The following is a 26,498-nucleotide window of genomic DNA, read 5'->3' on the forward strand; positions in this document are numbered from 1 at the left end:
TCAATATGCAAACAATTTATCTTGCAGGGCCAGAAGTTTTTTTACCAAATGCTTTAGAGGTTCTTGCCTCTGCAAAAAAACTTTGTGAATCATTCGGGTTTTATGCTCTCACTCCTTTCGATGGTGAAGTGACTGAACAAACCAAACTAACAAAAGCGAAACAAATTTTTAAAGAGAATGTTTCTCTCATACAAAGATCGGATTTAGTGATCGCAAATTGTAATCCATTCCGTGGAGCTTGTGTGGATGACGGAACTGCTTTTGAGATTGGATACGCCTATGGAAAAGGAAAACGAATTTTTGGATATTTAAATGATAATCGGAGTTTACCTGAAATTGTTTCATCAAAAATCCCAACGATAGCACATATCTCTGGTTATTCGATTGATCAAGATGGGTATTTAGTGAATGAAGACTTTGGAAATAGTATTAACTTGATGTTGGAATTTTCTATTTTGGATTCTGGCGGTAGTTTGGTACTTGGTAATTTAGAGAAGGTGTTGGAGCTGATCAAAGATTAGGATAGATTAAAACCCGTATTGCGTTTTCGATATGTTTCTAATCCCAAATTCCAGGTTGAAAAATCTCCCATTAGGATTACTTTCTTTTTCGCTCTTGTTACCGCTGTGTACAATATCCTGCGATTGAGAATGGGTACTTCTTTTAGGTTTTCGGATTGGTAAGATGAGATGGGAGGCAAATAGAGTAGGATGGTATTGTATTCGGATCCTTGGCTTTTGTGAATGGTAAGAAAAAAAGCAGGTTCATGTTCAGGCAAAGTGTCCAAAGCAAAAGAATACAATCGGTTCTCAATTGGAAAGACTGCTCTCAATTCGGAATCAATTTTTAAAACAAGACCAATGTCTCCATTAAACAGTTTTCGAATTTGATCATTTCTTTTGATGATGATTGGCATTCCTTCAAAGTAAAATGATTTTGCTAGATGACGGTATTCTATATTCTTTGTGTTCGAATGAGCAGATGTTAAATGTTTTTTTGCTAAATCAAGGATTCGATTTTGAATCGACTCAATTCCATAATAACCATTTCTCAAGATAGTTAAGCATCGATATTCTGATATCATTTCGTCTAAGGTATCTTTGTTTTCTGCTTTATTTAGGTCTTCTTTTTTCCAATTGAATGCAGTTGCCTTACTTGCTGTAGGTAAAAATAAATCTGTCCATAAAAAATGAATGAGGTCATTTTGTTTCCAATCTTTAAATGGAACGGCATCTTCTTGTTTCGGTTTTTCATTTTGTAACCAAATAAAGTCTTGGTTTTCTTTGTTCTCCGTTGGTTCGGAAATTTTTGGATTAGGAAAGTTTGGTTTAAAATTGGGGAGATCGAATGATTGTTTCACTAGCTCGGCAAATTGGCTAAATTCTGAAGATGCAGAAGACCTATGGTTTGTTTTTAATTCGGAAATGAATTTTCCTTGTTTTGTAAATTTCTGCAAAAGATCAGATAAAACTTCTCCTTGGCCTACCGATGGCAATTGGTTTTTGTCACCTAACAATATTATAGTTGCTTTTTCTCCTACTGATTCAAGGAATAAGTTCATTAATTCCATGTCTACCATAGAAGTTTCATCCATAATGATAAGATCATATGGTAGATATCTTTTTTCGCCATAGTAAGGTTTTGTCACACCGGGAAAAATTTTCAAAAGGTTGTGGATGGTTTGTCCGCGAAGTGAAGAAACGATTCCCGTTGAATTTGGAAAGTAATTTAAGTTTTTCTGAATAGATTCCGTGAGTCTTTGCGCTGCTCTTCCGGTTGGGGCTACAAGTGCAATTCGGTTTGAGATTGGAAGTTCGTTGAGCTCGTTTAATAGCTGCAAGATGAAAGAGACCACTGTAGTTTTTCCTGTTCCTGGCCCCCCTGCAATGATTCGAAAGGACGAAGTAACAGATTCGACTACCGCTTGTTTTTGCTCTTTCGCGAGTGGACTACAAAATTTTTTTTCTAAGTCGGCTATGATGAAATCAATCTCATCTTTTTTGTCGAGAATTGTATGATTATTTTCTGATCGAACAGAAACTAGGTTTTTGATATTTGTTTCGAATCTTTTTTTTTCTTTGTATGTTTTTTGAAAGTACAGTCTAGTTTCTTTTTCAGCGATTTCTAATTGAAAAGGGAATTTGTTTTCAAAATTTTCAATTGATTTATGATTCGTTACAGAAAGATAAAGGTCACCGTTTTGTGTTGCTTCAATTAAATTCGTTATTAACTCTTCGTGTTCATTTGATAAATGTGGAAAGTTATGGATGACTTCTTTTGCTATTTCTAAATATGAAGATTCAGTATGATTCATAAATAATACTTCTCTAAACTAACGGACGCTTCTTGGATATAAGATAAAATTTCTTTACGGATTCCACTAAATGTTTCAAGTGTCCATTGGTTTTTAGTTGATTTTAAGTCAGAATAGATACCTGCATTTTTTGCGATCCCCATACCACGTAAAAATAAATAATATACACCGCCGAAACGTTCCAAAGCAAGTTCATCTCCATAAAGGGAAGATAGGTAATCAAAAAGAATTAGTGCGTATACTGATTTTTGGATCATATAACCTTTTTCAATGACTGCTGTGGTGACTGCATTGGTATCATAAAGATCGTTTGGCAAAAGATTCGATTTGTAATCGGCAATGTAGTAATTACCGTTTTTGCAAAAAACTAAATCAATGGCACCTTTTAGATAGTTTTCAAATCCTGGCGTCAATGGAGCTCCGGATTTTTCTAACATTTTTTGTACATATAAATGAAATTTTAATTCGGAAGATTTTTCTTCAGGTTTTAACTCACTCAATACAAATGAAGTTCCATCTGCTAAAGTTATCTCTGCAGTCATTGCTTGTTTCAAAAGATCTAAAACGATGTTTTCTAAAGTTTCTTCGGATGTTTGTTGTATTTTAATTGGATATTGCCTTAAGGATTGAGAATACGCCCAAACCCATGAAGGATGTTTGGAAATTTCATTTGTTGGTAATTTGAAAATTGAAAAATCGCATAACTCAAGAATACGGTGTAAAAAATTGCCAATTTTTGAGCTAGATGGAAGTTTGGATTTTGTTTGGTAAAGTTCAGATTCAAGTGGTTCTTCAATTTCTTTTTGAGTTTCTTCGTTTGTTTTTACCACTTGTGTTTGTGAACTTTGTAAACTTGTATAACTATGTTGCAACAAAATCCTTCCAGCCTTTACTTCAATTGGAAGAATTGCTGGGTTTGTTTTTCTCTTTTGAATCGGTTTGGTTTGAATCTGTGAAATATTATTTTCAGTGGTTTCTATTTGAATTTGATTTCTAAAAAGAAAACTATTTTGAGACAAAGATTGGTTTAGAACTAAATCTTGGATTCTTTGTAATTCGGTTAATAGAATATTGCCATATCCAGATTTTTGAATGGAATCTTTGCCCCAGGATAACTTAGGTAAATACAATCTAAGGTTAGGCCTTGTTAAGGCAACATACAACAAACGTTTTTGTTCGTTTAGGAAATGTTTGAACTCATTTTGTTTTCCTTGTTTTGAATCCCAAAGACTAAGAATCCACTTTCTTTCTTTGGTTTCTGATCCATTAATGAGAGTGGGGTATTCATAGTCAGAAATACTTTGTGGCCTGGTTCCAAAATAACACAAAAAAACTACGGGCCATTCCAAACCTTTGGAGGCATGGATGGTTAAAATTTGAACTGCATCATCTTCTGTTTCTCGATCAAAAAGTGGTTCTTCTTCCGGTGAAGACTTTGTTTTTTTTAGTTTGCGCAGTTCTAAAAGTAATTCAGTAAGGTTTGCATTTGTTCGAATTTGAAATTCAAGTAATCTTTGGAAAATTTGTCTGTAGTTTGTTCTTTTTCGTTCCCATTCTAAATTTTTTAATTCATGATTCCAAAGAACTTTTGTTTCATCCAAAACAGAACGAAAAAAAGCTGCATAACGATTATCTCGAATGAGTTTTAACCATACATCCATCAGTGATTTTTCATAGGAGTCTATCGAGTGTTCATTGTATTTGGATAACTCTTCTGGTTTTACTCCGAAAAGATCGGAGAATAAAATTCGTTTATAAGAACGGGAACTATTTGATTCTGCTAAACATTCTAGTAAATTTTCAATTTGGTCTGCTTCTCTTGATTGGAAAATCCCTCTTTGTTTATAGATAGAGCAGGGGATACCGACTTTCGAAAGAGTTCTTTCGATCAATTCTGTTTCTTTTTTACTTCCGCACAACACTGCTATGTCTTTTAGTTTTACCGTTTGAAGAGAAGATGCTCCCATTTTTTTATAGGATAAAACTTGTTTGTTTTGTTGAAAGGATAGGATTTCGTTTTTAATTGACTCAGCCCAGGCACTCCTTGCCACACTAACGTTTTGAATATGATCCTGAAATTGGATCACATGAATTCCGTATTCATTTGGATCGTTATATTTGTATTTTATATTTTCAGGATCAGGATGGGCTACTGGATGGTAAAGATAATCTTCCTTTTGTGAGCCAGGTTCCTCAATTGGGAAAAAACTAGTTTCACCTAAATTCTTTTCCTTATTATAAAAAAGAAGATTTAGTCCTTCAATGATTTCCTTTGTAGACCTATAATTTGTTGTTAGGTTGCCTTTGGATTTGGAAAAGTCTGAAGCTGCTTCCAAATATATTCCAATATCAGCACCTCGAAACCCATAAATACTTTGTTTTGGATCCCCAATACAAAATAACATCCTTGTATTATCTTTGGGATCAACAAATAGAGTTCGGAAAATCTGGTATTGGTTTTTATCCGTATCTTGGAATTCATCTAGGATACAAATTTGGTATCTTTCTTTTAAAGATTGGATCAATGAAAAGTTTGGTGACGTGACAAGTGTTTCATGTACTTTCAAAATCATCTGATCATAGGTCAAAGAATCGCCAGTTTTTAATTCTGATTTTATATCTTCAACTAAACGGAGAGCAGTTTCTTGCAAAAACCACTCTCCATTCAAATCAATTTGATCGATCGGAAACGTTTCAATTAACAAAGAAATTAGAGTTTCTATTGATGTTTGTAAGTTTATTGCTTCGTTATTTAGATTTTTTGCGACTGTTTTGCCAGCTAATAATAAATAGGAGAACCCTTGGTAGTTGATCCCTTCGGAACTTCTTTTGAAACCATCGATTCTTTGTAGTTCTGTTTTGAGTAATTCAAAATCTTTTGTTTTGATAGAAGTAAGAAAGCTGGAAAGTGAAATCCAATTTTCAATCCATTTATCAATTGTACCTTTGTTCCCCTGAGATTGGATTTTTCCTCCAAGAGGGCTTTGTAATGCCTCTATGGTTTGTGTTAGATGTTTGATGATAGTTTCAATGTTTGGTGCACCTATAACCTTTTCTAAAGTTAAGGTTCTTGGGAAGTGGTAATTTTTTGTGTTAGATAGAATTTGTGAAACTGCAAAAGTAATATTTTTTTCCTTTTCTAAGATTTTGGAATCGATTAGTTCTTTTGCTAGTTCATCGAACTTTTTCCCTCCCCAATGGTTTCGTTTCAAAAGATAAAAACTTTTATTTATAATTTCATCTGTGCTTGTTAAACGAACATTTGGATTGTTTTGAGTTTCAATAGGGTATTCTTTTAGAACCATATTACAGAACCCATGGATAGTTGCGATTGTGACTTGGTCTAAGTCGCGTAAGTACCTATAAAAACCAGGTTTTGATCCGTTTTCTGAGAGGTCTAAAATCTTTGCTTTTAGGCGTGCTTTTAATTCTCCTGCAGCCTTTTCTGTAAAAGTGAGGATGAGAGTATTAAGAATTCTGTTTTCTGAAATTTGATTCTCAACGTCATATTTCATAATTTCACCTAACATTTCCATTATGAGGTGAGTTTTGCCCGTTCCAGCAGAGGCTTCTATAAATTTTGGTTTATGAAGTAGGGGATGATCCATCTAAAAAAATCCCTTTTTTAAAATTGGCAGAAAAATCTCGACTACAGACTGAATTGAAAATTGTTCCAGTAAAACCTTGGTGTAGGGAGAAAGTTTCATCATTCGATTTTCGAATTCTAATACCGTTTCTGAATCTTCTAATAAAAATTCATTCCAAAGTTGGTCTATCGTTGTTAAATTTGATTCTATTTCTTCTATGTTATGTTTTGCAAAAAATAAATTGAGACCAGCATTTGGTATGTACTTTGGTTTTTCTTCTGTAACCAGTTGGAATACGGAATTCAAATATGTTCTGCAATTTGTTTCCGAAAGTTGTGTCATATCAATCCAACTATCTTTTTTGAAATCTTTTGCATTGGCTGGAATGATGACCAATCGATTTCCTGTCACTCGAAACAAACAAGCGCTAATTAAAACATATGCCATCTTCCCTAGATAATCTTTTAAATGTTCATTTGGTAATTTTGGTTTGTCGTAGAGACTACCGTTATAAAACCAATAGTACACTCCTTCTTTTTCAATTAGATTTTCCCATTCACCAACAAGTGTAAAAGATTCGGTGATTGGATACGAATTTATTTTTTTACAATCCCTGAGGCCAGTATCTCCAATTGAAACTGCTTTTCTGTAGACCAAAGAATCTTCTGGTTGGAAAAGGGTTTCTTTGACAACAGAAAACCTTTCGGAAACCATTTCAAGTTCATCCAAAAGTTTTTCTGAAGAAACAATATAAAATGCACCATAAGGAAACTCTGCATTTTGTTCTGCTTTGAGAGTGAATTCTTGTAGATGTGTTTGGATTTTATTTCGGTCCCAAGTCCATTCCTTTTCAGTCACCAAAGATTCTGTAAACATTGGAATGAAAATAGACTTAATTGTAAAAATTTCTAACTGATTCAATCGGAATGGTTCTTCCGTAGAATCTTCTTCCTCTTCCCAAATCCTTCCCATGTTTTCTAACAAGGACCCTAAGATGGGATTTTTTAATCCATTCGTAAGTTGTAGTACGGAAAGTTCGTTTGATGGTTGTGAAGAGTTTGATTCTGAAATCAAATCTTCTGGATTGGTAAAATTAGGATTTGGTAATTCATCATCTGATTCTCGAAACCGATCTAAATTTCGAACATAGTCAAAAGAGGGAAAGGAATTTTCATCATAGAATCGGCTATACGATGTTAGAGGCAGTTCAATTGCTTTTTTGATGTTCATGGCAGTCATTACTTCAAATAAAGTAGAACATGGCTCAAATTCTTTATCTTCCAGTGTGTTTTTGCCAACATAAGAAAAAGTAATGTTTTCACCTGCAGATAATATGGATTCCCAGAAGAGTGATTCTTGGATTTCTCTCCGGTTCAAGTCCCAAGGTTTTGAATCATACCTTCTTAAATTAAATCTTGATCGATCAACGGAACCAGGAAATTTTCCTTCACCAAGACCCGCAATGTATACATGCAAAAAAGGAATGGGGCGCATTGGTTGTAAAAGGGAGACTGTAACACCTTCTGTTAAATAATTTCCTCTATGCATGGGAATGTCTGAAAAAATTTCTTCTGTCAGCAAAGAAATCATTTCTAAAAAATCTTTTGGACCCTTCCAATCTGATTCACACCAAGATTGAATGGATCGTAACCATTGGTTAAAATAAATGCGTTCCCTCTCCAATTCTCCTTCGAATGAGAATAATTTTTGGAATAAGTTTTCAAGGATTGTGAAACGTTCTGATTTCGGTGCAATTAAAACTTTTTCTTTTAGTTCTGTGCGAATTTCTTTGATTCGATTCCAAATTTCTACGAATTGAATGATTGTTTTGTCGGAAGATATCGATTTAGTTACAATTTGTGTTTCAGTCCATGCAGTTTCTTCATCAGCTATCATGGAGACTACAGCTCTTTTCAGACCAAAAGAAATTGTATAAGGATTGTATTCTTTTTCTTCTTCATAAATGGAACCTAATGAATCGATTAATTCCAAAACCTTCAAAGAAGACTCTTCATCGCTGAATTCGTTTGGCCCAGTGATGAGTTGGTTTTTGAATAAAGTAAAAATATCTTCTTTTTCAAAACGATCATTTTTGATACAGCGAAACAAAGTAGACAATGCCAAATAAAGTTCGGAGGTATCTTTTGCGACTAAATCAGTAATGGAATAAGGTATTTTAATTAGTTTTGGTAAATTTTCTTTTTTATCCGTAAGGTAAATCCCTCCATCAAACACCCATTCGACGGCAGATCTGTATTCGTTCATATTTGGAACTAAAATAGCAAAATCAAGTAAGTTGAGTTTGCCATTGCTTAAATTGATTTTATTTAATATGTCATGGACTATGGATTCTACTTCCCGGTATACGGAAGGTGCATTCCAAACTCTAACAGTTTGGTCTTCCAAATAATTTTCTTCTTTGAATGTTTCTTCTAATAAAATTGCTTTTAATTTTGATAACATCCCGCCACTAACAAATTTAGATTTCTGCTTTGCGTATTGGTCTTTTGAAAATTCTTTTGCTAAAAAAGATTGTGGTTTTGAATATTTGGATAAAAAGTTCTTAGTTTTTTCGGGATTTTTTCCAATGGTTTTGCCATTATGGAATTGATAGATATGAACATTTAATTGAGAATTTTGAGGTTCTGCAGCTTCTTTCAAAAAATCAATGTATGTTCCAGAGAGGTTTGATAAACAAAATAAGTGTAAGTCGCCATCGAGTGGCAAACTTTTCCCTTCTTCCAGATAGTGGAATAGGTTCTTGGGTTTTGTTTTGTCTTTATAAATCTCTGTATAAATATTTTTTTCTAACTCCCAATAGGGGTCTTTGTTAATTTCATTTGGTATGTTTTTTGTTTCTAACCCGAGCCAATCCTTAATCCAATTTTCTCGATTTAATTCATAGTCTTTGAAATACCTTGTCAAAACATCGGCCAGGTAGTACATTTTCGGAATTTCTTCTAAATAGGTTTGGATCTCTGGAAATTTTTTTAACAGTGTATCCTGTTTTTGATAGAGTAGCGCAAAACAATCTCGTTTGACCGCTTCATATTGGTATAAAAGAGAGTCTTCTTCGTATATTTGTATATTCTTAATATTGAATATAATTTTTAAAATTGCCTTTTCTAAAAATGTAAATTCTATGTTTAATGAAAGATGAGACGGATCAAATTTTGGTAAGTTTAATCGCAACCAAGGGATAAGGTTTTGATTTGGAACCACAACCAGTGGTCGTTTGAGAGGGTTTACTTTTTGGTCTTCTGTAATCCGTTTCCCAAGTTCAATGGTAATTTCTTCCAGATGAAGACCTGCGTAGTAATGTATCGGCAACGGGTTTCCCTTTTTTTGTAATTCAAACTGAGTCTAATCTTGCAACGATCAAAGTCCATTCTAATCTATTTGAGAAAGAGAAAAATAAATGGGTGGGCGCCATTTCCGGCTATCCGCTCCAATCTTTCGCTCTGCGAAAGGATTTCCGCTTCTATCCGGGGCGCGTAGGTTTTCGTTATCTGTTAGTTTGGGAAAAGAAAAAGATTCTTGTAAAAGAAAAGGGAGAGGAATTCCTCTCCCAGTTGCAACTGATATGTTTATCAGTAAGTTTTATTTTTATTCGCTTTCAAATCGAAGTGTGGATGCAGTGGATGTGCTGTGTTTGAAAGTTGTTGTATAGAGTGCCACAGGTTTTGGAACTGCATACATTGGGTCAATATTGTCGATCGCAAGTGCCAAGCGACTGCCTGCAGGGAAATCATGTGCCACTGCTTGAAGGTCGACATTTAGGTCTGTGTCTTTTCCTTTGACTCCAAATAAGGTAGCTGTTCCGTGTGTGATCAACTTTCCTGTTCCCCAAAAATCAACTTCATACAAATACACAACAACATGAGGGGCATTGTCAGAACTATTTATTTTGCCTTTATAGAATGTTCTACCTCTGAGTTTGAGAGGAGTTGTGATTTGGTCAGAAATATAAACCATTGCATTGGTTCGGTCAATCAAATTGACATTAGTTGTGACAGGTACAGAGACAGCGCCATCTAAGATTTCTGAGAGAAGGGGAACACCTGTTGTCGCACTTGTTCCACCAGAAAGGATAGTATCATTTCCATTCGTTGTGTTGGCAGTGGTTGTGATTTTGCCTGGCGTGAGGAGTCCCATCGGTCTTAAGTGATAAGTTCTTTCGACTTTATTTGGGTTAGGCCAGGAAGAGTAAGTGACTCTGGATGTAGAAAACCTTTTTTGAATGGAAACCTTTGGTTTCGTCATAATCCCATTTTGGATTCCTTTTAACCAATAATCAAACCAATCATATGCGTTTGTCCAAACATAGTTTTCAATTCCAAGAACCCCACCAATTTCTGCTGTGGCATGGATTCCGTTGTTCAAATCTAATTTTTTGGGAACTGTTAATTGTTCAAAGTAAGGAAGGATTTGATTTGGTTGGAATAGGTTGTCTTGTGAGTTATTTGAAATGTAGACAGGTTTTCCTGCTGCATTCAATGCCGCAACAGCACTGTTTGGTGACCTTTCACTTGCCCATGCTAATACAGTTGCCACATCTCTTGTGTCTAAAAGTTTCCCAAAATTTTCTGCAATAACGGGATCCATTCTTCCTGTAATATAACCTGCCGTGACTAAAAGTAGACCCCATACAAGTCTTGGAGTTTGATTTCCATACAATGAGTCCGGTAAACTTCCCCATCCACTCATGGCAACTGCAGTTTTAATTCTAGGTTCTTTGCTTAATCCAAGGAGTGAAATCCCTGCACCATAAGAAATTCCAGCAATACCAATGTTAGCCTGATTCACGGGAGCATTTGCCAAAAGGAAATCAATTCCTTTGGATAGGTCTTCCATATCTTTTGGACCTGCTACGTTGATCAGACCTCCAGAAGTTCCGAATCCTCTAGTATTGTAACTGAACACTACGTACCCTTTTTTTGCAAGTTTCGCAGCTGGCACAATGTATTCGTATTCGTTGAGAGCCCAACTATTAACAAAAATCACAGCAGGGAAGGGGCCTGTTCCTGATTTTGGAATGAATAGGTTTCCGGTAATTTTGACTCCATCGTTACTTAGAAACGAAATGTTGTCATTGAATGTAAAGCTTCCATCGTTTTCTTTTGCAAACGCAGACTGAATGTCTTTTGCATTCGCTGCATTGCTCAGTTGTAGAGCTTCTGGAGTTGCCGAAGTGCTGGAGTTTGTTCCATTTAACACTGCTAGTACGGCTGCGTTGTCTTTTGAGTTTCGGTTTCCGTTTTGTCCGCATGCCACCACGAGAAAGATCCCAAGTGGCAAAAGCAGACGAATGATTTTTTGCTTTTTCATAATTCGCCTCTGAATTGACTCAAATTTACCATGATTGCGTTCAAATGGCGTCCAAGATGGCGATTTTGGACGATTTTTTAGGTCTAATATCATGATTTTGTACCAATTCTAGGTACAAAAGGGATGCAAAAGGTTGACGTAAGCGTGCATTTCGTCCGAATTTTGCAGTATGTTTGAGTTTTTCGGTTCATGGCTTCAATTTGGGGCTTGGTACCATTTTATATTAGGAATCGGTATCTTGGTGAAAGAAAAGGGTTCCAAAGGTTTCCCTTTTGCTATGATTGCCGCCTTTTCAGGTGGGATTTTAATTATTTACGCCTATCGTCTGTATGTTGGTTATGAATTCGAAACTTCCCTTTTGAATCATGGTTATGTTCCCATCATTTTTTTGATCCCCGGAAGTATGCAGTACACTATCGAACAATTCCTAAGTTTAGAACCTGTTCCACTCGCTGGGTTGAAACGATTGTATCCAACTTTTTTTGTGGTTATTCTCCTTCTTCTTTGTCAATGGAAGGCTCCACATCTTCTTTCGCAATCCATGAACCAAAGTTTTGCGGGAGCTCACTTTTCAATACCAGAAATGATTTCTGCGATTGGATGTATCTACTGGGTTGGTACTTTTCTTTGGATGATTTATCAATATAGAATGATTCTTTATCGTAATCCTAATAAAGAAGCTAAGTTAGGGGTGCAGGTATTAGGAATGATTTTGAAAGGCAATATTACTTTTGCTAGTTTTATTTTCATTAGTACATTCTTTCGTTGGCATACAGGAATTTATTTTACAGCGGGACTGGCAACGCTTATGGCAGTAGTCGCTTTTATTGGAACAGAGATCAATCATCAGTTGTTTAAGGATCTATTACCAGAACTTCGTCAGTCTTATCGAACTTCTCGGATCCTAAATTTGGATTTGGAAAAACTCCAAAAAGATTTGGATTATTATTTGAAAGTGGAATGTATTTATCGGGAAGAAGATTTGAGTTTGGCTTCACTTGCAGAAAAGTTAGGGATCAAAGATTACCAACTCAGCGAATACATCAACGCTTATCTGGGGATTAATTTCAATCGTTTGATCAACGAATGTCGTATTTCTGAAGTTTGTCGTCTCCTGAAGGAAGAGCCAAAAGCCAACTTGTTATCTCTTGCTTACCAAGTTGGTTTTAATTCTAAAGCCAATTTCAATTTAGCTTTTAAAGCCTTCAAAAAAGTATCCCCAAGTGAATATGCAAAGTCGGTGGGGAAAGGGTAGTTGGTTTTAAGAATTCCCTAATTTACTTCTTTCCTTTTGGTTTTTTCTTTGATACCGTATAACCTAGAATATTTGCCATTTTCCAAATCATTTCTAAATGGTCTCCAGCAGAAGTGATACTCGATTCTGTTTTAGAATCTGGTAATACCGAATGTAAATGAAATTCATTGGTTCCAAATCGAACCACATCAGGAGTCATATGAATCCATGTATGCCAGCCGTATTCTCGTTCTTCGGGATAAAAAGTGAGAAGTATACCTGGTTCTTCCATTTTTGGCATTTCCGGTATTTTATCATTTAACTTCCGTCTGGCTGCCATATCCAACATAGTACGTGTTTCGGAATTTGGTTTGGATTCTTTCCAATGTTTTTGGATTAGGTCATCTCCCTTTTTTCCCAACCACCTCCAGAGTAGTGGCAATCGAAGTCCCAACGCTTCTTCATAAATACTAGAATCATAAGATTCATGGTTTGTCATAGCCAATCGTTTTGTGATGGTTTCTGAAATTGTATCAAATGAAGATTCTCCATCTAACAAAAAAAGTTTGGCGGCAAGTAAATCAGTCCATACATACCAATCGGGGTTTAGATTTTCAAGTAATGGTTTGATTTCACTTTGATCCATTGTCAGAACCTTTTTCCATTTTAATGATTCAGGTTCCATCACTCTCATAAACTGTAAGAGATAGGTTTTCCATGAAGGTGCAACATATGGAAGATGGAAAATCTCTAAGAAATATGGATACACTTCGCGACCTTGAAAAAATAACGTTTTGATGGCTTCCCATCTATCATATGAACCTGAATATTTGTATTCATCCAAGGAATATCGTAAGGACTCTACAAGCCAAGGTCCACCGATCCGAACTACATCTTCATGTTTGTATTTTGATTCTCTAATTTTCTCGAACACATGTTGTGTGCTGTATTTTTCGGGGTGTAGGATTGCTTCGGGTAACTTCGATTTATTTTTTGCAAGTGATGAAGCATATTTATCAGTTCCGTCAAATTCTGGTGCATCTTCTCCATAAACTGTGATCCAAGCGCGTCTTGCCTCCACTTCAATATAACTCCAAGAATAATCAACCATCGGATCCGGATCTGCATAAATATGATACCAAAGTTGTTCTTTAAACTTCTGAACCTTTTGTTTTCTGATCCAACGAATGATTCCATACACTCGCACTTGGTCCCCTTTATTTCCAAGGATTCGTTCTGCAAAAGTCAAATACTCCTGGTTTTCTGGCTCTAACAAAAGTAAGCCCGCCACATAACAGGCCTTAAGATCAATGGCAATTCCAGGTGAAGAAGAATCATCCATTTTTATATAATATTCGTGTAACTCCTCTTTTGCCTTTTCCGGTTCCATTTTTGCCCAGGCAAGTGCCGCTTCCGATGTATTGATGATTGAACTTAAATCTAAATAGGAACTTCGATCCCTTCCTTTTATTTTAGAGCTTTGTCTAACGTAGTTTGCAATTGTTTCTATGTGTTCGATTCTATTTAAGTGAGCACAGACAGAAAATGCATTCCCCACACTCATCCCGAAATATCCAAATTGGTCTTTATATTCAAATAATTTCTGAATGAGTTGCACGGAGACTTCATCTAAAGCAAGAATTCGTTCTTGTAGAGCCTCGTTTAAGTGGGTGTACACCTTGAACATATTGTTCAAGGTAGGTCCTTCTTTTTGAACCTTTTCTCGAATGTCTTTTATATTATCTAGGGTTTCAAATGTTCTCCACGCAGCGTCTGCCAAAATGGAACTTGCTTCAATATGATCACTTTTAATCAAAGCTTCTATAACATACTCCATTCTTGGATCATCTTGTTTGAGTTTATGAACTGCTTCTCTTAGTGATACCATCGAACGATCATCATCTAACATGCCGATGGTTTTTGTAATTCCGCAATAGGCTTTTTTATTATCTGCGTCATACTTCAATCCTTGTCGGAAGGCGGCATTGATGGCAACGGAGAGTCGTTTGTCTAATTTATCCAGATTGTAGGGCCAAGTATTGTATGCACTATCGTTACGTTCCCGAAAGTAATCATCGATCAGCTTTTTGAGGTTAATGTCTTTTTTTGATATTTCTTTAAGAATGAAATCATGTGTTGTCACATCATCAGGGAATTCTTCCATTAATTGGAATAAATCCACATTAGTTTTTAATCTGGAATCCAATTCTTTTTTAGGAATTGTTTTTAAATTGGAAATTCCTAAACTATCGTTATATAATTTTAGATTTTTAGGTTCGATTTGTTTTGGATCTGCATTGGAAAATGTTTGTGTTCGAATCTTTTCTACGTTTTCAGATTTGATTTTGAAAAGTGTTTTTGATTTACCATCTAAATAATCGAGTATGTGACGACTTAGAGTGACTATGATTTTCCCTTTGGATTTACTAGCAAGTTTGATGGTTTCTCTACATGCTTCATCGTTTTTTAAGTAAAAATGATGTAATATCCAATAAGCAGCTAAGTTCGGATATGTTTTGATCTCTGATTTTTCTTCTTCCCAAATAACATAAGAAGGGGCATCTGCTAATTTTTCAGTAAATGCATAAGCTGGATCTCCATAACTGTGTCCTAACAACCATGCCGATCTTTCAAACATATCTAAAGAATTTTGATAGATAGGTTTTTTTTCGTAAAGTAGGGTGGCTTTTTTTTCAAATGCCTTTATTACACTATCTTTGATTTGAGAGAGGAGGATTGGTTCTTTTGATTTGTTGTGGGAGCTTTCGTCATCGAACTCTTCTTCCTCCTCGTCTTCATAACCATCATTTGATTCATTATTCCAGTTATCTAAAATAAAGTGGGATATCGAATAATACGGAAGGTTTTCAAGTTCACCGATTTCATGGTTATAATGATTTACTTCAATAGATTCATTTTCGTTTGGCAATAGGTTGATCCAAGATGTGTCGCCACCTCCATCGGAAGCAAAAGCATATGAACCATTCAATAAAAACATCAGTCCACTGTAAGATCCAACCAACCATGAAAGTAATTCTTCTGGATCTTTAATTTTTACCAATCGTTCGATAGAAGAAATTGCATAATCAAAACCTCCATCTTCGTTTTCTTCCAATTCTTCTTCAGCAGAGTGATGGTCGATCATATTCCAAACATCTGCAATTTCGTACATAATGGATTTGTACCCTTTTTTTAGGTTTTCCCATTCTAAAATTTCTTTACCAGGTTTAAACCCATACATGGACTCGAATTCGTTTAGAAAATTTTGATCTAGTTTGGTTTTGGTTCTTTCAACTTCCTTTTGAAATCTATCTCTCAAAGATTGAAATACTAACATACGATCAATGATGATTTCTTTTAAGTTCCCATGGTAAAAATCTGTTTTTTGAAATTGGGGTGTAGTTGGTTGTTTCATAAAGCTAGTACCGGATTAAATGTCAAAAATGATTCTGAATAATGGTTCCCAAAAATTTTAAACCAGAATTCTCCTGAATTATCAATTTCAAATTGTAGTATGTTCATTTCAGGTGTTAGTTTATCGTAAAGTGGATGAGGAGTTAGAGTCAAAGTGTCTAAGTTAAAATTCAATAAATGTTTTTTGCCAGGTTTTTTATTTCTTTCCTTCAGAAGTAAGATGAGATTGGATTCATCTTCAATACATAAATCGATAAATTCCAGATAAGATCCAAAATAGGATTTCATTGTATCATCATACAAATCAAGTATACTTTTTAATTCGCCATCTGGATTGCGGACTTCTAATTTTGAATCTGAATATAAAAAAATCTTTTTGGAATCCACTTTCACTTTCATTGGTGCGGCACTTGTTGAAAATTCTGAAACCAACTTCCCATCCAAATCGAGGATATACGCAATCTCTGAATTGTTTTCCGTAACTAGGATTCTGTTTTTCCCTACTTGTTTTAGAAGACTGAGATTTAAAAAGTCCAAATTACAATTTAACGTTTCCCAAATGGTTCCATCCCAGCGATGAACCAGTCTTCTTCCACTCGTATTGGCAAAAATCACATACGTATACTTGCCAATATTTAAAATTTGGAATGGTGCCGTGTTTGCCAATTTTGGAGATGGAACGCTAAAAAACACATCATCCTTAAAGTATAAAATTGAGTTAGAAGAACTAAACAAGATCCACTCAAGATTGGAATCAAAAGGATTATCACTCGCTAAGTAATATCCAATAGGAAATTCAAAACGTGTAATTTGTTTCCCATCATTTCTATAAAGGATAGGACTTTGGTTCCAAGAACCAATCCAAAGATTGCCGAAACAATCTCGTTCAAAGAGTGTTCTTTCAAAGCCGGTTATGATTGATTCTTTTTTTATGTCGTTGGTTATAATAGTTTTAATTTCTAACATCTTAATTTTTTAAAAAACTTTGAATGCAAATTGAAAACTGTATTTGATTAGGCAATTTATTTTTTATTTTAGCATTTTTGAATATAAAAGCCATGAATATCACTACAAGGAAACACATTCGTCTAAAAATTCTTATCATTGAGAATGTACCTAAGCAATTTAATATGTATCAAAGAATTCTTTAATACATATTAAAAATTAATTATAAAATTTTATGGGAAAACTTTAAGTTACAGTTGTTATGGTGACAAAATAATTTGATGATTAAATAATCTTTGTCTTTAAAATTTTTTGAATAAAAAAAGTTTAATTGTATCTTCTGAATTTACGTAAAAAAGAAAAAAGAGGCTATCATTTCAAAAATTGTAAAGTCCAAAGAAAAATTAATAATTAAAGAAGGAAGGGGAAGTTGGACATTCGCAAAATTAAAGTTAATTGAACTTCGAAAGTAGGGTAGTCGGTTCATTTTAGGAATGGAAGGTTTGGTATATTACCATTTTTTTCTATAAACTCATTCGAAACTTCTATTTAAGTAGGAACCTAACAATTAGCGATTTCCCTGTATTGGGTTTTGAGGACAGAACGAGAAGGGAGGATGGATTGTGGTGGATTTTACTACCCACCCCGCCGAAGCAGGATCTGCCGATTGTGAGACCCTTTGACCTCGTAACGACTGTTCCGGTTGTAAAAACTAACCTTCCTTCTTTGGTGCTGTCAAAAAAATCCCTGTTTATGGAAGAGTTTTTTCTTTACAAAAGCCAATATTGAATAGAGGATTTGCCCTAGCTTAGCATGGCTAACTACGTATATAATTTTGGAGTACCTAATGATTAAATCTCGTTTCATAAAAGTAATAATGCTTCTATGTTTGGTTTCACTTTTTGCAGTGAATTGCAAAAAAAGCAAAACCGTCCTTTCGGACGCATTTCTAATTGAAAACCCAGGTGAAAAAAAACCTATTTTAACTCCGGAAGGAAAAGTGAAACGAGGTGAATACGTTACATTGTTAGAAGAAAAAGACTTCAATGGTGTAAAATTCAACTTAGTTGAGATCAAAGGTGTTAGCACCAAAGGTTGGTTAGAAGAAAAAAATCTTTACGAAGGTGAATTGAAATCCGCAACAGTAATTCGTGATGCTGATTTATATCTTCGTCCAAATGAAAAAAGTGAAAAATCTGGAAAAGTAAAAGCAGGTTTAGTTGTTTTTGTGATCGAAGAAGCTGATAACTTCACTTTAATCCAATTTCCTGGAAAAAAATCTTATATCCTTAAAACTGATTTAGGTGATGGCGAAACTGTTGTGAAAACAATTAGTATTGCAGGTTTAGGAGCAGCGACTGTTACTGCATCTTCGCAATACATTCAAACAGAAGGAAAAGAATTAGATTACGATCCGCGAAATGCATTTGATGGTAAATTCCAAACTGGTTGGTGTGAAGGGAAAACAGGTGATGATGGTGTTGGCGAATCACTTACAGTGTCTTTTCCTAATACAATAAAACTAACAGAAATTAGTTTGGTGAATGGACTTGCAAAAAGTGAAGAAAGTTACAAAAACAACAACCGTATCGCTTCGATCAAAGTAGAAGCATCTTATGGAAAAACTGAAACATTGGATTTTAATGACGATGTTTTTGATTTCCAACCAAAAACTGTAGATTTAGAAGGAAGTAGTTTTAAATTTGTAATTACTAAAATTCACAAAGGAAAAATTACAGACACTTGTCTAAGTGAAATCAAACTTACAGGTTCAGAAAAAACATATTCAAGTGAACCTGAAGAAAGTTACGAAGGCACTGACGCAAATTAAAGTTAAATTATGAACCGAGATACTATGAAATTTACTATCGCTCTTATGAGCTTCATAATGAGTGTTTCTCTTTTTGCAGACCCTGGTTTTCAGCCAGGTCCTGCGAAAGTTACAGCGGGCGCATTGAATGTCCGTAACATTGCTGCATCTGGTGGCGATGTGATTGCAACTTTGAAGAGAGGGGATCAGGTCGATGTGATCGATAGATCAACCAACCAAAGTGTAGAAGAAGATATCACCGATTATTGGTATAAAATCAATCTTGGTAAGAAAAAATCAGGTTGGGTTTTTGGTGGTTTTATAAGTTTTGAAATGAATCTCGAAGGCGGACTTCGTTGGAAAACTTTAAATCCAGGTGGTGGTCAAAAGTTTTCAGGTATCGTTGTCTCTAACACTGGTGAGATTGTTGCCGCAACAGAAAAAGGTAATATCCACATAAGTTCCGATAGAGGCAAAACTTGGAGAAAATTAGTTCCTCAAGCACTTGGAAACAATATTGGAGTCATCAACAAACTCATTCTCATCAATAGAGAAATTTGGGTAGCTGCGAGTGGTGACACAGGTGGCGGAATTTGGAAAACTGCCAATGTGGGTCGTTCATGGGCTCAGTTTAGTACTGCACAAGGCCTACGTTCTAACAATGTTTACGACTTAGCATTTGCAAAAGATGGAAGTGTCATCGTTGCAACCGATAAAGGAATTTCCCAAACCAAAGACGGTGGACAAACTTGGACCTATGACGTTAACGGTGAAGAATTAGATAAACAAATCCTTTCTGTGGCTGTTAGTGAAGATGGAAAAGTGTTCGCTGGAACTGCAGATGGTTTGTATGCATTTGTCGAAGGGAACACTGTGTTTGGTGGAAAAAAAGTATCTTGGAATCGAATTGGTAAAGGAGAACCCAATATGGGTGATTCTATCAATTCAATTGGTGTCACTTCTGATGGAAATCTTTTTGTGGGAACCAACCTTGGCGTTAGCAAAAGCAACACTAAAAACCTGTCGAAATGGATAGGTGTTGGTGGCAAATCTGTTGTGAAAGATATCTACATGGATGGAAACCGAGTGATTATTGGAACCGATAACGGTTTAAATATTTCTACTGACAATGGTATTTCATGGGTTACTTACAAAACAGACAATGGTCTTGCAAGTAACAAGATCAATGCGATTGCAGTAAACCCAATGGATAAAGTCATTTGGACCAGTTCTGGTGCAGATGGTTTGAGTTACCACGATTAGGGTTTTTTCGTTTCGTGAATTGGAATACCTTAGTACAGATTGTTCGAAGGTATTCCAATGTATTCCTAACATTTTTAAAAGATAAAAAAAACCAAATTCGTCGTTATCTGATTCGCGGATTTATTTTTTCTGTATTTTTTCTCTTCCTACTCACATGTTATCAAACTGCTGTATTTTTTTATCATAAAAAATCGATCACTCATGACTTAGAACAGCTACAAACTGCATTAACAAAAAACGGTAGTACTGCTATGGTACCTAAGCAGCTCGTATTGATTTTTGATCGAAATCAAAATGTCATAGGTAAATATAACTCGGGCGTTTCACTTACATTATCGGCAAAACAATGTAATGAAGCAAAAGTGTTTCAACAAACATTAATTGCCTCCGAAGACAGGGAATTTTTGACACATTCCGGATTCTCAATCAAGGGAGTGCTTAGAGCATTCATTCAGAATTTATTATCATTTAGGATTAGGCAAGGTGGAGGAACCATTTCTCAACAACTTGCTCGTAATTTATTTACTGATAAAACTCGTAATTCAATTAACAGAAAGATTTATGAAACAATAGTTGCCTTGTATTTAGAATCGATTCTTGGAAAATCCGAAATCATTTGTCTCTATATGAATAAGGCTTATTTCGGGCAAAATTCGTATGGTGTAGAAGAGGCAGCTAGATATTATTTCAATAAATCAGTGACTAAACTTACTTATGCAGAAGCAAGTTTACTTGTGGGTTTATTACCGGCACCTTCTCTATACAATCCCATTCGCAATCCAGAAGTTGCATTTAAAAAACAAAAAGCTGTAATGATGGCTCTGGTTGATATTGAAGTCCTCACCGAAAAAAAAGCTCAGAAGAATCTAAATGAATTCAGAGTTTTCTATCAAATCAAAGAGAACGATGAAGACAATCCCCACGGTACCATTGCAAAAAATGGAACAAATCGTTTGTTCCAAGTAAATGATGCACCTGAAATTAATGAATATGTATTAAAGCATTTGAATGAGACAATAGAAGGGTTTCATGAATCAGAAGCAAATATAAAAGTATATACAACAATCGATATTCTAAAACAAAAAACATCTACAAACGTTTTAAATGCAGATATAGAATCCTTAAGATGGAACTTTCGTAACCAAGCGACATTCAGTTATAATGAAAGTAAAAATTATGCCTCAGGTATCAATGGGGTGATATTTTCAATCCATCCTTTCACTGGTGATGTGTTGGCAGTTTCCGGTGGAATCAAAAACGGAGATTATTATCGCAATATGATACGCACTTTTTATATGAGACGCCAAGTTGGCTCTGCTTTAAAAGGATTTTTGTATTGTGCTGCTCTAGAGGAAGGCACTATCGAACCCAACACAATTCTAAAGGATGAGCCAATCAATATATCGGGATATAAACCTAAAAATTGGTATGGAAAGTATCTTGGCGATATTACCATTGAACAAGCATTACAACAATCCGTAAATACAGTCGCAGTTACGGTTTTAAAAGATTTAGGAATTTCTAATTACGTTGATTATCTGGCGAATGGTTTAAATTTATCTTACTCTGAAAAAGATAGATTTCCAAAAGATTTAACATTGGCTTTAGGATCCGCTGATTTTTCGCCTCTAGAAGTCGCCATTCTCTATTCTGAAATTGTGAACGGTGGTGAAATTATCGAAGAAACCATCATTAGAAAAATTGTCCTCAATGAGGATGTGATTTTTGAGTCTAACTCTAGTTCAAGCAGTCATAAAAAACTATTTAATTCTAAAAATACATCTACCATCATTCATTTTTTAAAATCAGTGTTTGCTAGTGGTGGTACTGCCTCTTGGATTGGGAAAAAACAAAAACAAAATTCGAAGTTTTTGAATTTTGACATCGCTGGGAAATCAGGAACCGTTGAAAATGATAATGCAAATTTTAAAAAACTAAAAGGAGCTCGAGATATTTGGTTTGTGGGAATCACTCCAGAGGAAATAACGGTTGTTTGGTTTGGGCATGAAAAAGGAGTCCCTATCCCGGGCTCAGGCTCTTCAATGGCAGCATCTACTTGGGCACAATATGCGCAAAATGCAATTCATCCAAATGATAAAAATCGAAAATTTAATTTAGATTTTGTACCGCAACCTGAAGATATGGAAGTTCCAACAAACTCTTCATGGGATCTACCGTCTGCGGAAGGAGAGAAGGAACCTGCGGATGAAACGGTTCCTTACGACAAGGATCGAGAAGATTCGATTCCGAATGAAGAGAAATTTTATACAACACCTACAGAGAAACCTAAAGGTTAAAGTTAAATCATATCATTCAATTTTTGGATTTCTATTTGGATGCTATCCCATAGATATGCGGTCTTATTGGGAAAAATATAGTTTTTAAGGAAAGTTTTTCAATTTTGAGATTTGAAAAACCAGCATCGATTAATGTATTATACGTATCTCTATTTAAATTGCACCCTTCAAAAAACCAATGCCAAGGATAATGCAATTTGTCTTGTATCCATTTAAGAAGTGTTCCCTTATTTGCCTCTACATGTTCCAGGAAAATAAATTTACCACCAGGTTTTAAAACTCGTTTAATTTCATTTAAAACAAGAATTGGATCTTCAACTGTACAAAGTACTAAACTACAAACTATAGTATCAATGGTAGAATTTGCAAATGGTAATTTGTCAGCATATAAATTCAAAATCTCCAAGTTGACCTTGTACTTTTGTGCAGATTTTTGAAGTAAATGATGCATTCCTAAGTTTGGTTCAATTGCAAGTAAAGTCGTATTCTGCTTATAATATCTCATATTAGAACCCACACCAGGTCCTAACTCTACAATTGTATTAGGCAGATTTGCATAAATATTATATTTTATATTTCGATATTTATAGTGCATATATCTTTGTAGATAGTGGAAAAAATAAGCATTCACTAAGCTCAATTTTGAAATTTTTTGAGTACACATGATGATGAATCTCCTTCTGAATAGAATTATAGGTTATTTATGATTTTCTGAATTCCAATTTCCCGGAATCATCCAGTATGCTTCAGAGTAGGCAACACATTTAAAATCACTCAAACGATAAATAGCAGTACCTGCAATTCTTTGTCTTCGGTTCCTTCCGATTTCCCAAGCTTGAATGGCATAAGTGTCGTTTACTGAAATATTTTCATTGATTCTTGCTCTAAGTTTTACTAGCACAATCATAATAGGATCAACAAAAGAAACTGCAAATCCACCTGGACAATCTAATGCTGCCCAAACAATTTCATTAAGAATCTTATCATTCGTATCTCCCAATTTTTTCCAAGGGTTCCAAATTGCTCCATGAAGATATGCGAATCCAGTTTGATCTGAAATTTTTGCAGGGAAAATTCGCATTCCGTCTTCATGTTCGCGTTCAGGACCACAAACAAAACAAGTGGAGAATGGATGTTTTTGAAATCCTAAATATTCATGAATTGGTTTCCTAATCTCCTCAATAGATTTATTATCAAATTTTGGAAAAGGAAGATAAAAATCGTTATCTTCCTGTCCTTCAGCAATGATGACATTATTATCTATATCTAATAATTTTATTTTGTTTATACTTGGATCTTTTACGAAATATAATGGCTGGTTTAATGGTGCGGGTGATTTAATTTTTATAACGGAAGCATTGTTTTGGATCTGGTTTGCTGTAATCCCGGCGATATAACCTCCGTTTCCACTCATCGGAGGACCACAATATTTTTCATTGATTTGAATACTTTGATTGTTAAGACTGGAAGGAGTATCTTTCATAAATATTTGTTTAAAGTATAAATTGTAAAGGTCAAGGCATTTGATCTAAGGCAAGATTCGGCTAGTTCATAATTGCTTTGGGTACAAAGTATTTTTTTTGGAGTTATAATGAATGAGTGCACAACCTGAAAAAATTATGCATTTATTGTCTGGAATTTCTGATAGGATATTTGTAAATCTAACTTCTAGTTATAAAAAGGAAGGATATACCGATATAACACCTTCCCAAGGTGCAGTGTTGTGCGCTTTACATAATAAAGTCCCTCAAACAATGACTTCAATTTCGCAGCAAGTATATAGAGATCCTTCTACCGTTACGCAGATAGTTAAAAAGTTAGAAGTAAATGGCTACTTAGAACGTAGAAAAAATATAAATGATTCTCGAAAAACTGAAATCATTCTTACCGAAAAGGGAAAGATTGCTCGGCTCGCAATCGTTCGTTCATCAAGGAAAATGTTTACCAAAATTTATAAATATACTTCTTTTGAAGAACGCAGATTACTGATTTCTCTTTTAGAAAAGGTGAATGCAGGAAGCTGAGAGTATATATTAGATCTAAAGTGTTACCTATGTGCCTTCTATACAACCAAGTATCGCTTGTTATGTGACATAAGATCAATTATGGGAAGTCCCTCAATGCATCACGTATAAATCTACTTAAAAGTTCAAGCATCCTTTCTAGCGAATGAACTGTGGTAAACGGAGGTTTAATAAGTGACAATGTTTGCTTTGTTTCTCGAATCGATAGATTTGTTAATAAACATTTTCTCTGATCTGCCCACTAATTTTGCATTTTCACCTTTCCCGCCACCACAGTCAGCTGGTAAAAAATTTAGCTGTGAAGCATACGGAATATAAACTGGCGGTTGAAAGTCTTTTTCATCGAGGTATTCTCTCGCTTCCGCAAAGATAGAAAATTCACCTGTGCTTTCTTGAGTTAGATTCTGGAAACAAATGCATACCCGTTGCCCTTCATTTATATCTATTTCCAACAGAGCCGGCTCCATTGAGGTGTAGGTATCAATCACTCGATTTTTTGCGTAATTATGAATTCTGACTGCAAAGTATGATAAACGGAAAACATGTTTTCCGGGAGTCATATAGAACTGTGACTTCCCGTCTACTTTTCCTATTCCAATGATCCCAAGAGAGAATCCATAATCCTGAAGATTCTCCTTGAAGTCTTTACCATCGATACTAAGAATTAGAAAATTAGAAATTCTTAATTCTCCTAATTTCGAAGTGTCGATTGGCTGCGGATCGGATGGATGGTTTGGGTAGACATAATACTTTGTACAATGATTTGTTAGTAATAATATGAGTATGAGTTGTAGAACTTTTTTAAACGATAACGAGTTGCTTAAAATGCGCATAGGATTAAATCACAATATTTCTATAAATAGTCAAAGAGAATATTGTTGAAAACTTGAATCAAATTTATTTTTCTAAGGCAATCTCCCATGCAACTAGAATTCCCAATCTAGTTTTAGCTTCGAGAAGTAAGATTATAAATTATAGCTGCGACGGACAGTAATTCCGATCAAAATAGATAAACAACTAACTTCACTTGGTTAAGGAAAAAATGGATGGATGATTGTTTATTTGGGCGCCTCGAATCCGTTAGTTGATTGGCATTTAATTCTAGAACGACCACGCTATTCGCTCCAATCTTTCCGATCGGTTTGTTGGCCAAAATAATTCAGTTCATGGAAAGGATTTCCGCTACTATCGCTGGCGCAGGGATTGGTAAGAATCAAGATTTATCTTGACAGAATTAGTTTTTTTACTCAAAATTTGTTTATGCACTCTGGTTTGATAAATCGCATTACTATAAATCCCGATATCTGTCACGGAAAACCTAGTATTAGAAACCAGAGGTATACAGTTGAGTTGGTTTTAGATCTATTATCTTCCGGAATGACTCAGGCTGAAATTATCGATGACTACCCAAATATCGAAAGAGAGGACATTCTTGCCTGTTTAGAATTTGCATCTCAACTTATAAAAGTGAAGTCAATCTATAAAGCCTCTGCATGAAGTTTTTCATAGATGCTCAACTACCAAGATCTCTAGTTGAACTTTTTAAAAAGAAAAAAATTGAGGCCCTCCATGTTGAGGATCTTCCTAATGGAAACAAGACTAGCGATTCCGAAATTGTTAAATATTGTGACTCAAATCAATATATTCTCGTTACGAAAGATTTTGATTTTTTAGATTCATTTCTATTAAGAAAAAATCCCGCGAGATTACTAATTATCACTACCGGTAACATCAAAAATAGAGAACTACTAATGTTATTTGATCAATTCCTTTCAATCATCGTTGAAGAGTTTAATCACGAAAATTGGATAGAAATTTCAAATGAAGGTTTGATCATACACTCAGATAAGTAATCTAACATAGGCTTAAATGATTAGAGTTTTCACAAGACGAGTTCACTATCCCCCACTCCTGCCAGCGGAACTTCCTGTTCCGACTGGCGAGCTTAGGCCATCCTTGGCCACGCCACCGTGACGACCTCTTCACTTGGTTAAGAAAAGAATGGATGAATGTTTCTTTGGGCGCCTCGAATCCGTTAGTTGATTGGCATTTGATTCTGTAACGACCGCGCTATTCGCTCCAATCTTTCCGATCTGTTAGTTGACTAAAATAATTCAGTTTACGGAAAGGATTTCCGCTTCTATCGCTGGCGCAGGGGGTTGGTTGGAGGATTCTTAACAGTTATTTGCAGATAGAACGCTTTAAAAACTAAACATAAAAAGTATTGACAATATAGCCGATTATTGGCTACACTAAGTCAGTGAAGTTTCTTGTCAGATTTA

General features: G+C 35.1%; 17 protein-coding genes. 8 read left to right on the plus strand and 9 right to left on the minus strand.

From position 1 onward, the window contains the following. The first annotated feature begins 5 nt into the window (after nucleotides 1–5). Nucleotides 6–521, plus strand: a complete 516-nt coding sequence (locus CH364_RS18405; RefSeq protein WP_100745113.1) for a nucleoside 2-deoxyribosyltransferase — start codon at nucleotides 6–8, stop codon at nucleotides 519–521. On the opposite strand, the gene recD is transcribed toward CH364_RS18405, so the two are convergent. The 4 genes from recD to CH364_RS18430 all read right to left on the minus strand — a co-directional run bounded on the left by recD (nucleotide 518) and on the right by CH364_RS18430 (nucleotide 11,229). Next, nucleotides 518–2,314 carry an exodeoxyribonuclease V subunit alpha gene (gene recD, locus CH364_RS18410; protein WP_100745114.1) on the minus strand — a complete coding sequence of 599 codons (1,797 nt, stop codon included), beginning with the start codon at nucleotides 2,312–2,314 and terminating at the stop codon, nucleotides 518–520. The two genes, CH364_RS18405 and recD, sit on opposite strands and share 4 nt — an antisense overlap. Beyond that, complete coding sequence (locus tag CH364_RS18415) at nucleotides 2,311–5,922, minus strand: UvrD-helicase domain-containing protein (RefSeq protein WP_100745115.1); 3,612 nt, start codon at nucleotides 5,920–5,922, stop codon at nucleotides 2,311–2,313. The genes recD and CH364_RS18415 overlap by 4 nt, the downstream gene beginning before the upstream one ends. Then, nucleotides 5,923–9,231, minus strand: coding sequence for an exodeoxyribonuclease V subunit gamma (locus CH364_RS18420; RefSeq protein ID WP_100745116.1), 3,309 nt, complete (start codon nucleotides 9,229–9,231; stop codon nucleotides 5,923–5,925). Between the two features lie 276 nt (nucleotides 9,232–9,507). Further along, a complete protein-coding gene (locus CH364_RS18430; protein WP_100745117.1) occupies nucleotides 9,508–11,229 on the minus strand; it encodes an alpha/beta fold hydrolase in 1,722 nt (573 codons plus the stop codon). Between the two features lie 169 nt (nucleotides 11,230–11,398). Between CH364_RS18430 and CH364_RS18435 the strand changes: the two genes are divergently transcribed. Next, on the plus strand, nucleotides 11,399–12,484 hold the full coding sequence (locus tag CH364_RS18435) for a helix-turn-helix domain-containing protein (RefSeq protein ID WP_100745118.1): 1,086 nt from the start codon (nucleotides 11,399–11,401) through the stop codon (nucleotides 12,482–12,484). Nucleotides 12,485–12,506: 22 nt separating this feature from the next. Here CH364_RS18435 and CH364_RS18440 read toward each other — a convergent pair whose 3' ends face one another. Continuing rightward, nucleotides 12,507–15,878, minus strand: a complete 3,372-nt coding sequence (locus CH364_RS18440) for a hypothetical protein (protein WP_100745119.1) — start codon at nucleotides 15,876–15,878, stop codon at nucleotides 12,507–12,509. Further along, nucleotides 15,875–16,843, minus strand: a complete 969-nt coding sequence (locus CH364_RS18445; protein WP_100745120.1) for a hypothetical protein — start codon at nucleotides 16,841–16,843, stop codon at nucleotides 15,875–15,877. Before CH364_RS18445 ends, CH364_RS18440 begins: the two co-directional genes overlap by 4 nt. Nucleotides 16,844–17,669: 826 nt before the next feature. Between CH364_RS18445 and CH364_RS18455 the strand changes: the two genes are divergently transcribed. The 3 genes from CH364_RS18455 to CH364_RS18465 are packed head-to-tail and all read left to right on the plus strand — an operon-like array spanning nucleotide 17,670 to nucleotide 22,192. Continuing rightward, nucleotides 17,670–18,653 carry an NADase-type glycan-binding domain-containing protein gene (locus CH364_RS18455; protein ID WP_100745188.1) on the plus strand — a complete coding sequence of 328 codons (984 nt, stop codon included), beginning with the start codon at nucleotides 17,670–17,672 and terminating at the stop codon, nucleotides 18,651–18,653. Nucleotides 18,654–18,677: 24 nt separating this feature from the next. After that, nucleotides 18,678–19,895 carry an SH3 domain-containing protein gene (locus CH364_RS18460; RefSeq protein ID WP_243401452.1) on the plus strand — a complete coding sequence of 406 codons (1,218 nt, stop codon included), beginning with the start codon at nucleotides 18,678–18,680 and terminating at the stop codon, nucleotides 19,893–19,895. Between the two features lie 14 nt (nucleotides 19,896–19,909). Continuing rightward, on the plus strand, nucleotides 19,910–22,192 hold the full coding sequence (locus CH364_RS18465) for a transglycosylase domain-containing protein (protein WP_100745190.1): 2,283 nt from the start codon (nucleotides 19,910–19,912) through the stop codon (nucleotides 22,190–22,192). Nucleotides 22,193–22,223: 31 nt separating this feature from the next. Here CH364_RS18465 and CH364_RS18470 read toward each other — a convergent pair whose 3' ends face one another. Both CH364_RS18470 and CH364_RS18475 read right to left on the minus strand, forming a co-directional pair. Next, nucleotides 22,224–22,856 (minus strand): class I SAM-dependent methyltransferase, encoded by a 633-nt coding sequence (locus CH364_RS18470; RefSeq protein ID WP_100745191.1) that lies wholly within the window; start codon nucleotides 22,854–22,856, stop codon nucleotides 22,224–22,226. Between the two features lie 33 nt (nucleotides 22,857–22,889). Next, nucleotides 22,890–23,675, minus strand: a complete 786-nt coding sequence (locus tag CH364_RS18475) for a hypothetical protein (RefSeq protein WP_100745192.1) — start codon at nucleotides 23,673–23,675, stop codon at nucleotides 22,890–22,892. Nucleotides 23,676–23,787: 112 nt separating this feature from the next. Between CH364_RS18475 and CH364_RS18480 the strand changes: the two genes are divergently transcribed. Then, nucleotides 23,788–24,216, plus strand: a complete 429-nt coding sequence (locus CH364_RS18480; protein WP_100745193.1) for a MarR family winged helix-turn-helix transcriptional regulator — start codon at nucleotides 23,788–23,790, stop codon at nucleotides 24,214–24,216. A 167-nt stretch (nucleotides 24,217–24,383) separates the two neighbouring features. Here the strand turns inward: CH364_RS18480 and CH364_RS18485 are convergent, their stop codons facing one another. Continuing rightward, nucleotides 24,384–25,049: a hypothetical protein gene (locus CH364_RS18485; protein WP_100745194.1), complete on the minus strand. Its 666-nt coding sequence runs from the start codon at nucleotides 25,047–25,049 to the stop codon at nucleotides 24,384–24,386. 427 nt (nucleotides 25,050–25,476) lie between these two features. Between CH364_RS18485 and CH364_RS18490 the strand changes: the two genes are divergently transcribed. Together CH364_RS18490 and CH364_RS18495 are read left to right on the plus strand one after the other, a co-directional pair. Then, on the plus strand, nucleotides 25,477–25,713 hold the full coding sequence (locus CH364_RS18490; RefSeq protein WP_100745195.1) for a DUF433 domain-containing protein: 237 nt from the start codon (nucleotides 25,477–25,479) through the stop codon (nucleotides 25,711–25,713). After that, complete coding sequence (locus CH364_RS18495) at nucleotides 25,710–26,069, plus strand: DUF5615 family PIN-like protein (protein ID WP_100745196.1); 360 nt, start codon at nucleotides 25,710–25,712, stop codon at nucleotides 26,067–26,069. The genes CH364_RS18490 and CH364_RS18495 overlap by 4 nt, the downstream gene beginning before the upstream one ends. Nucleotides 26,070–26,498: the final 429 nt, after the last annotated feature.

Origin of the sequence: Leptospira harrisiae (genome assembly GCF_002811945.1) — a bacterium.
GTDB lineage: Bacteria > Spirochaetota > Leptospiria > Leptospirales > Leptospiraceae > Leptospira_A > Leptospira_A harrisiae.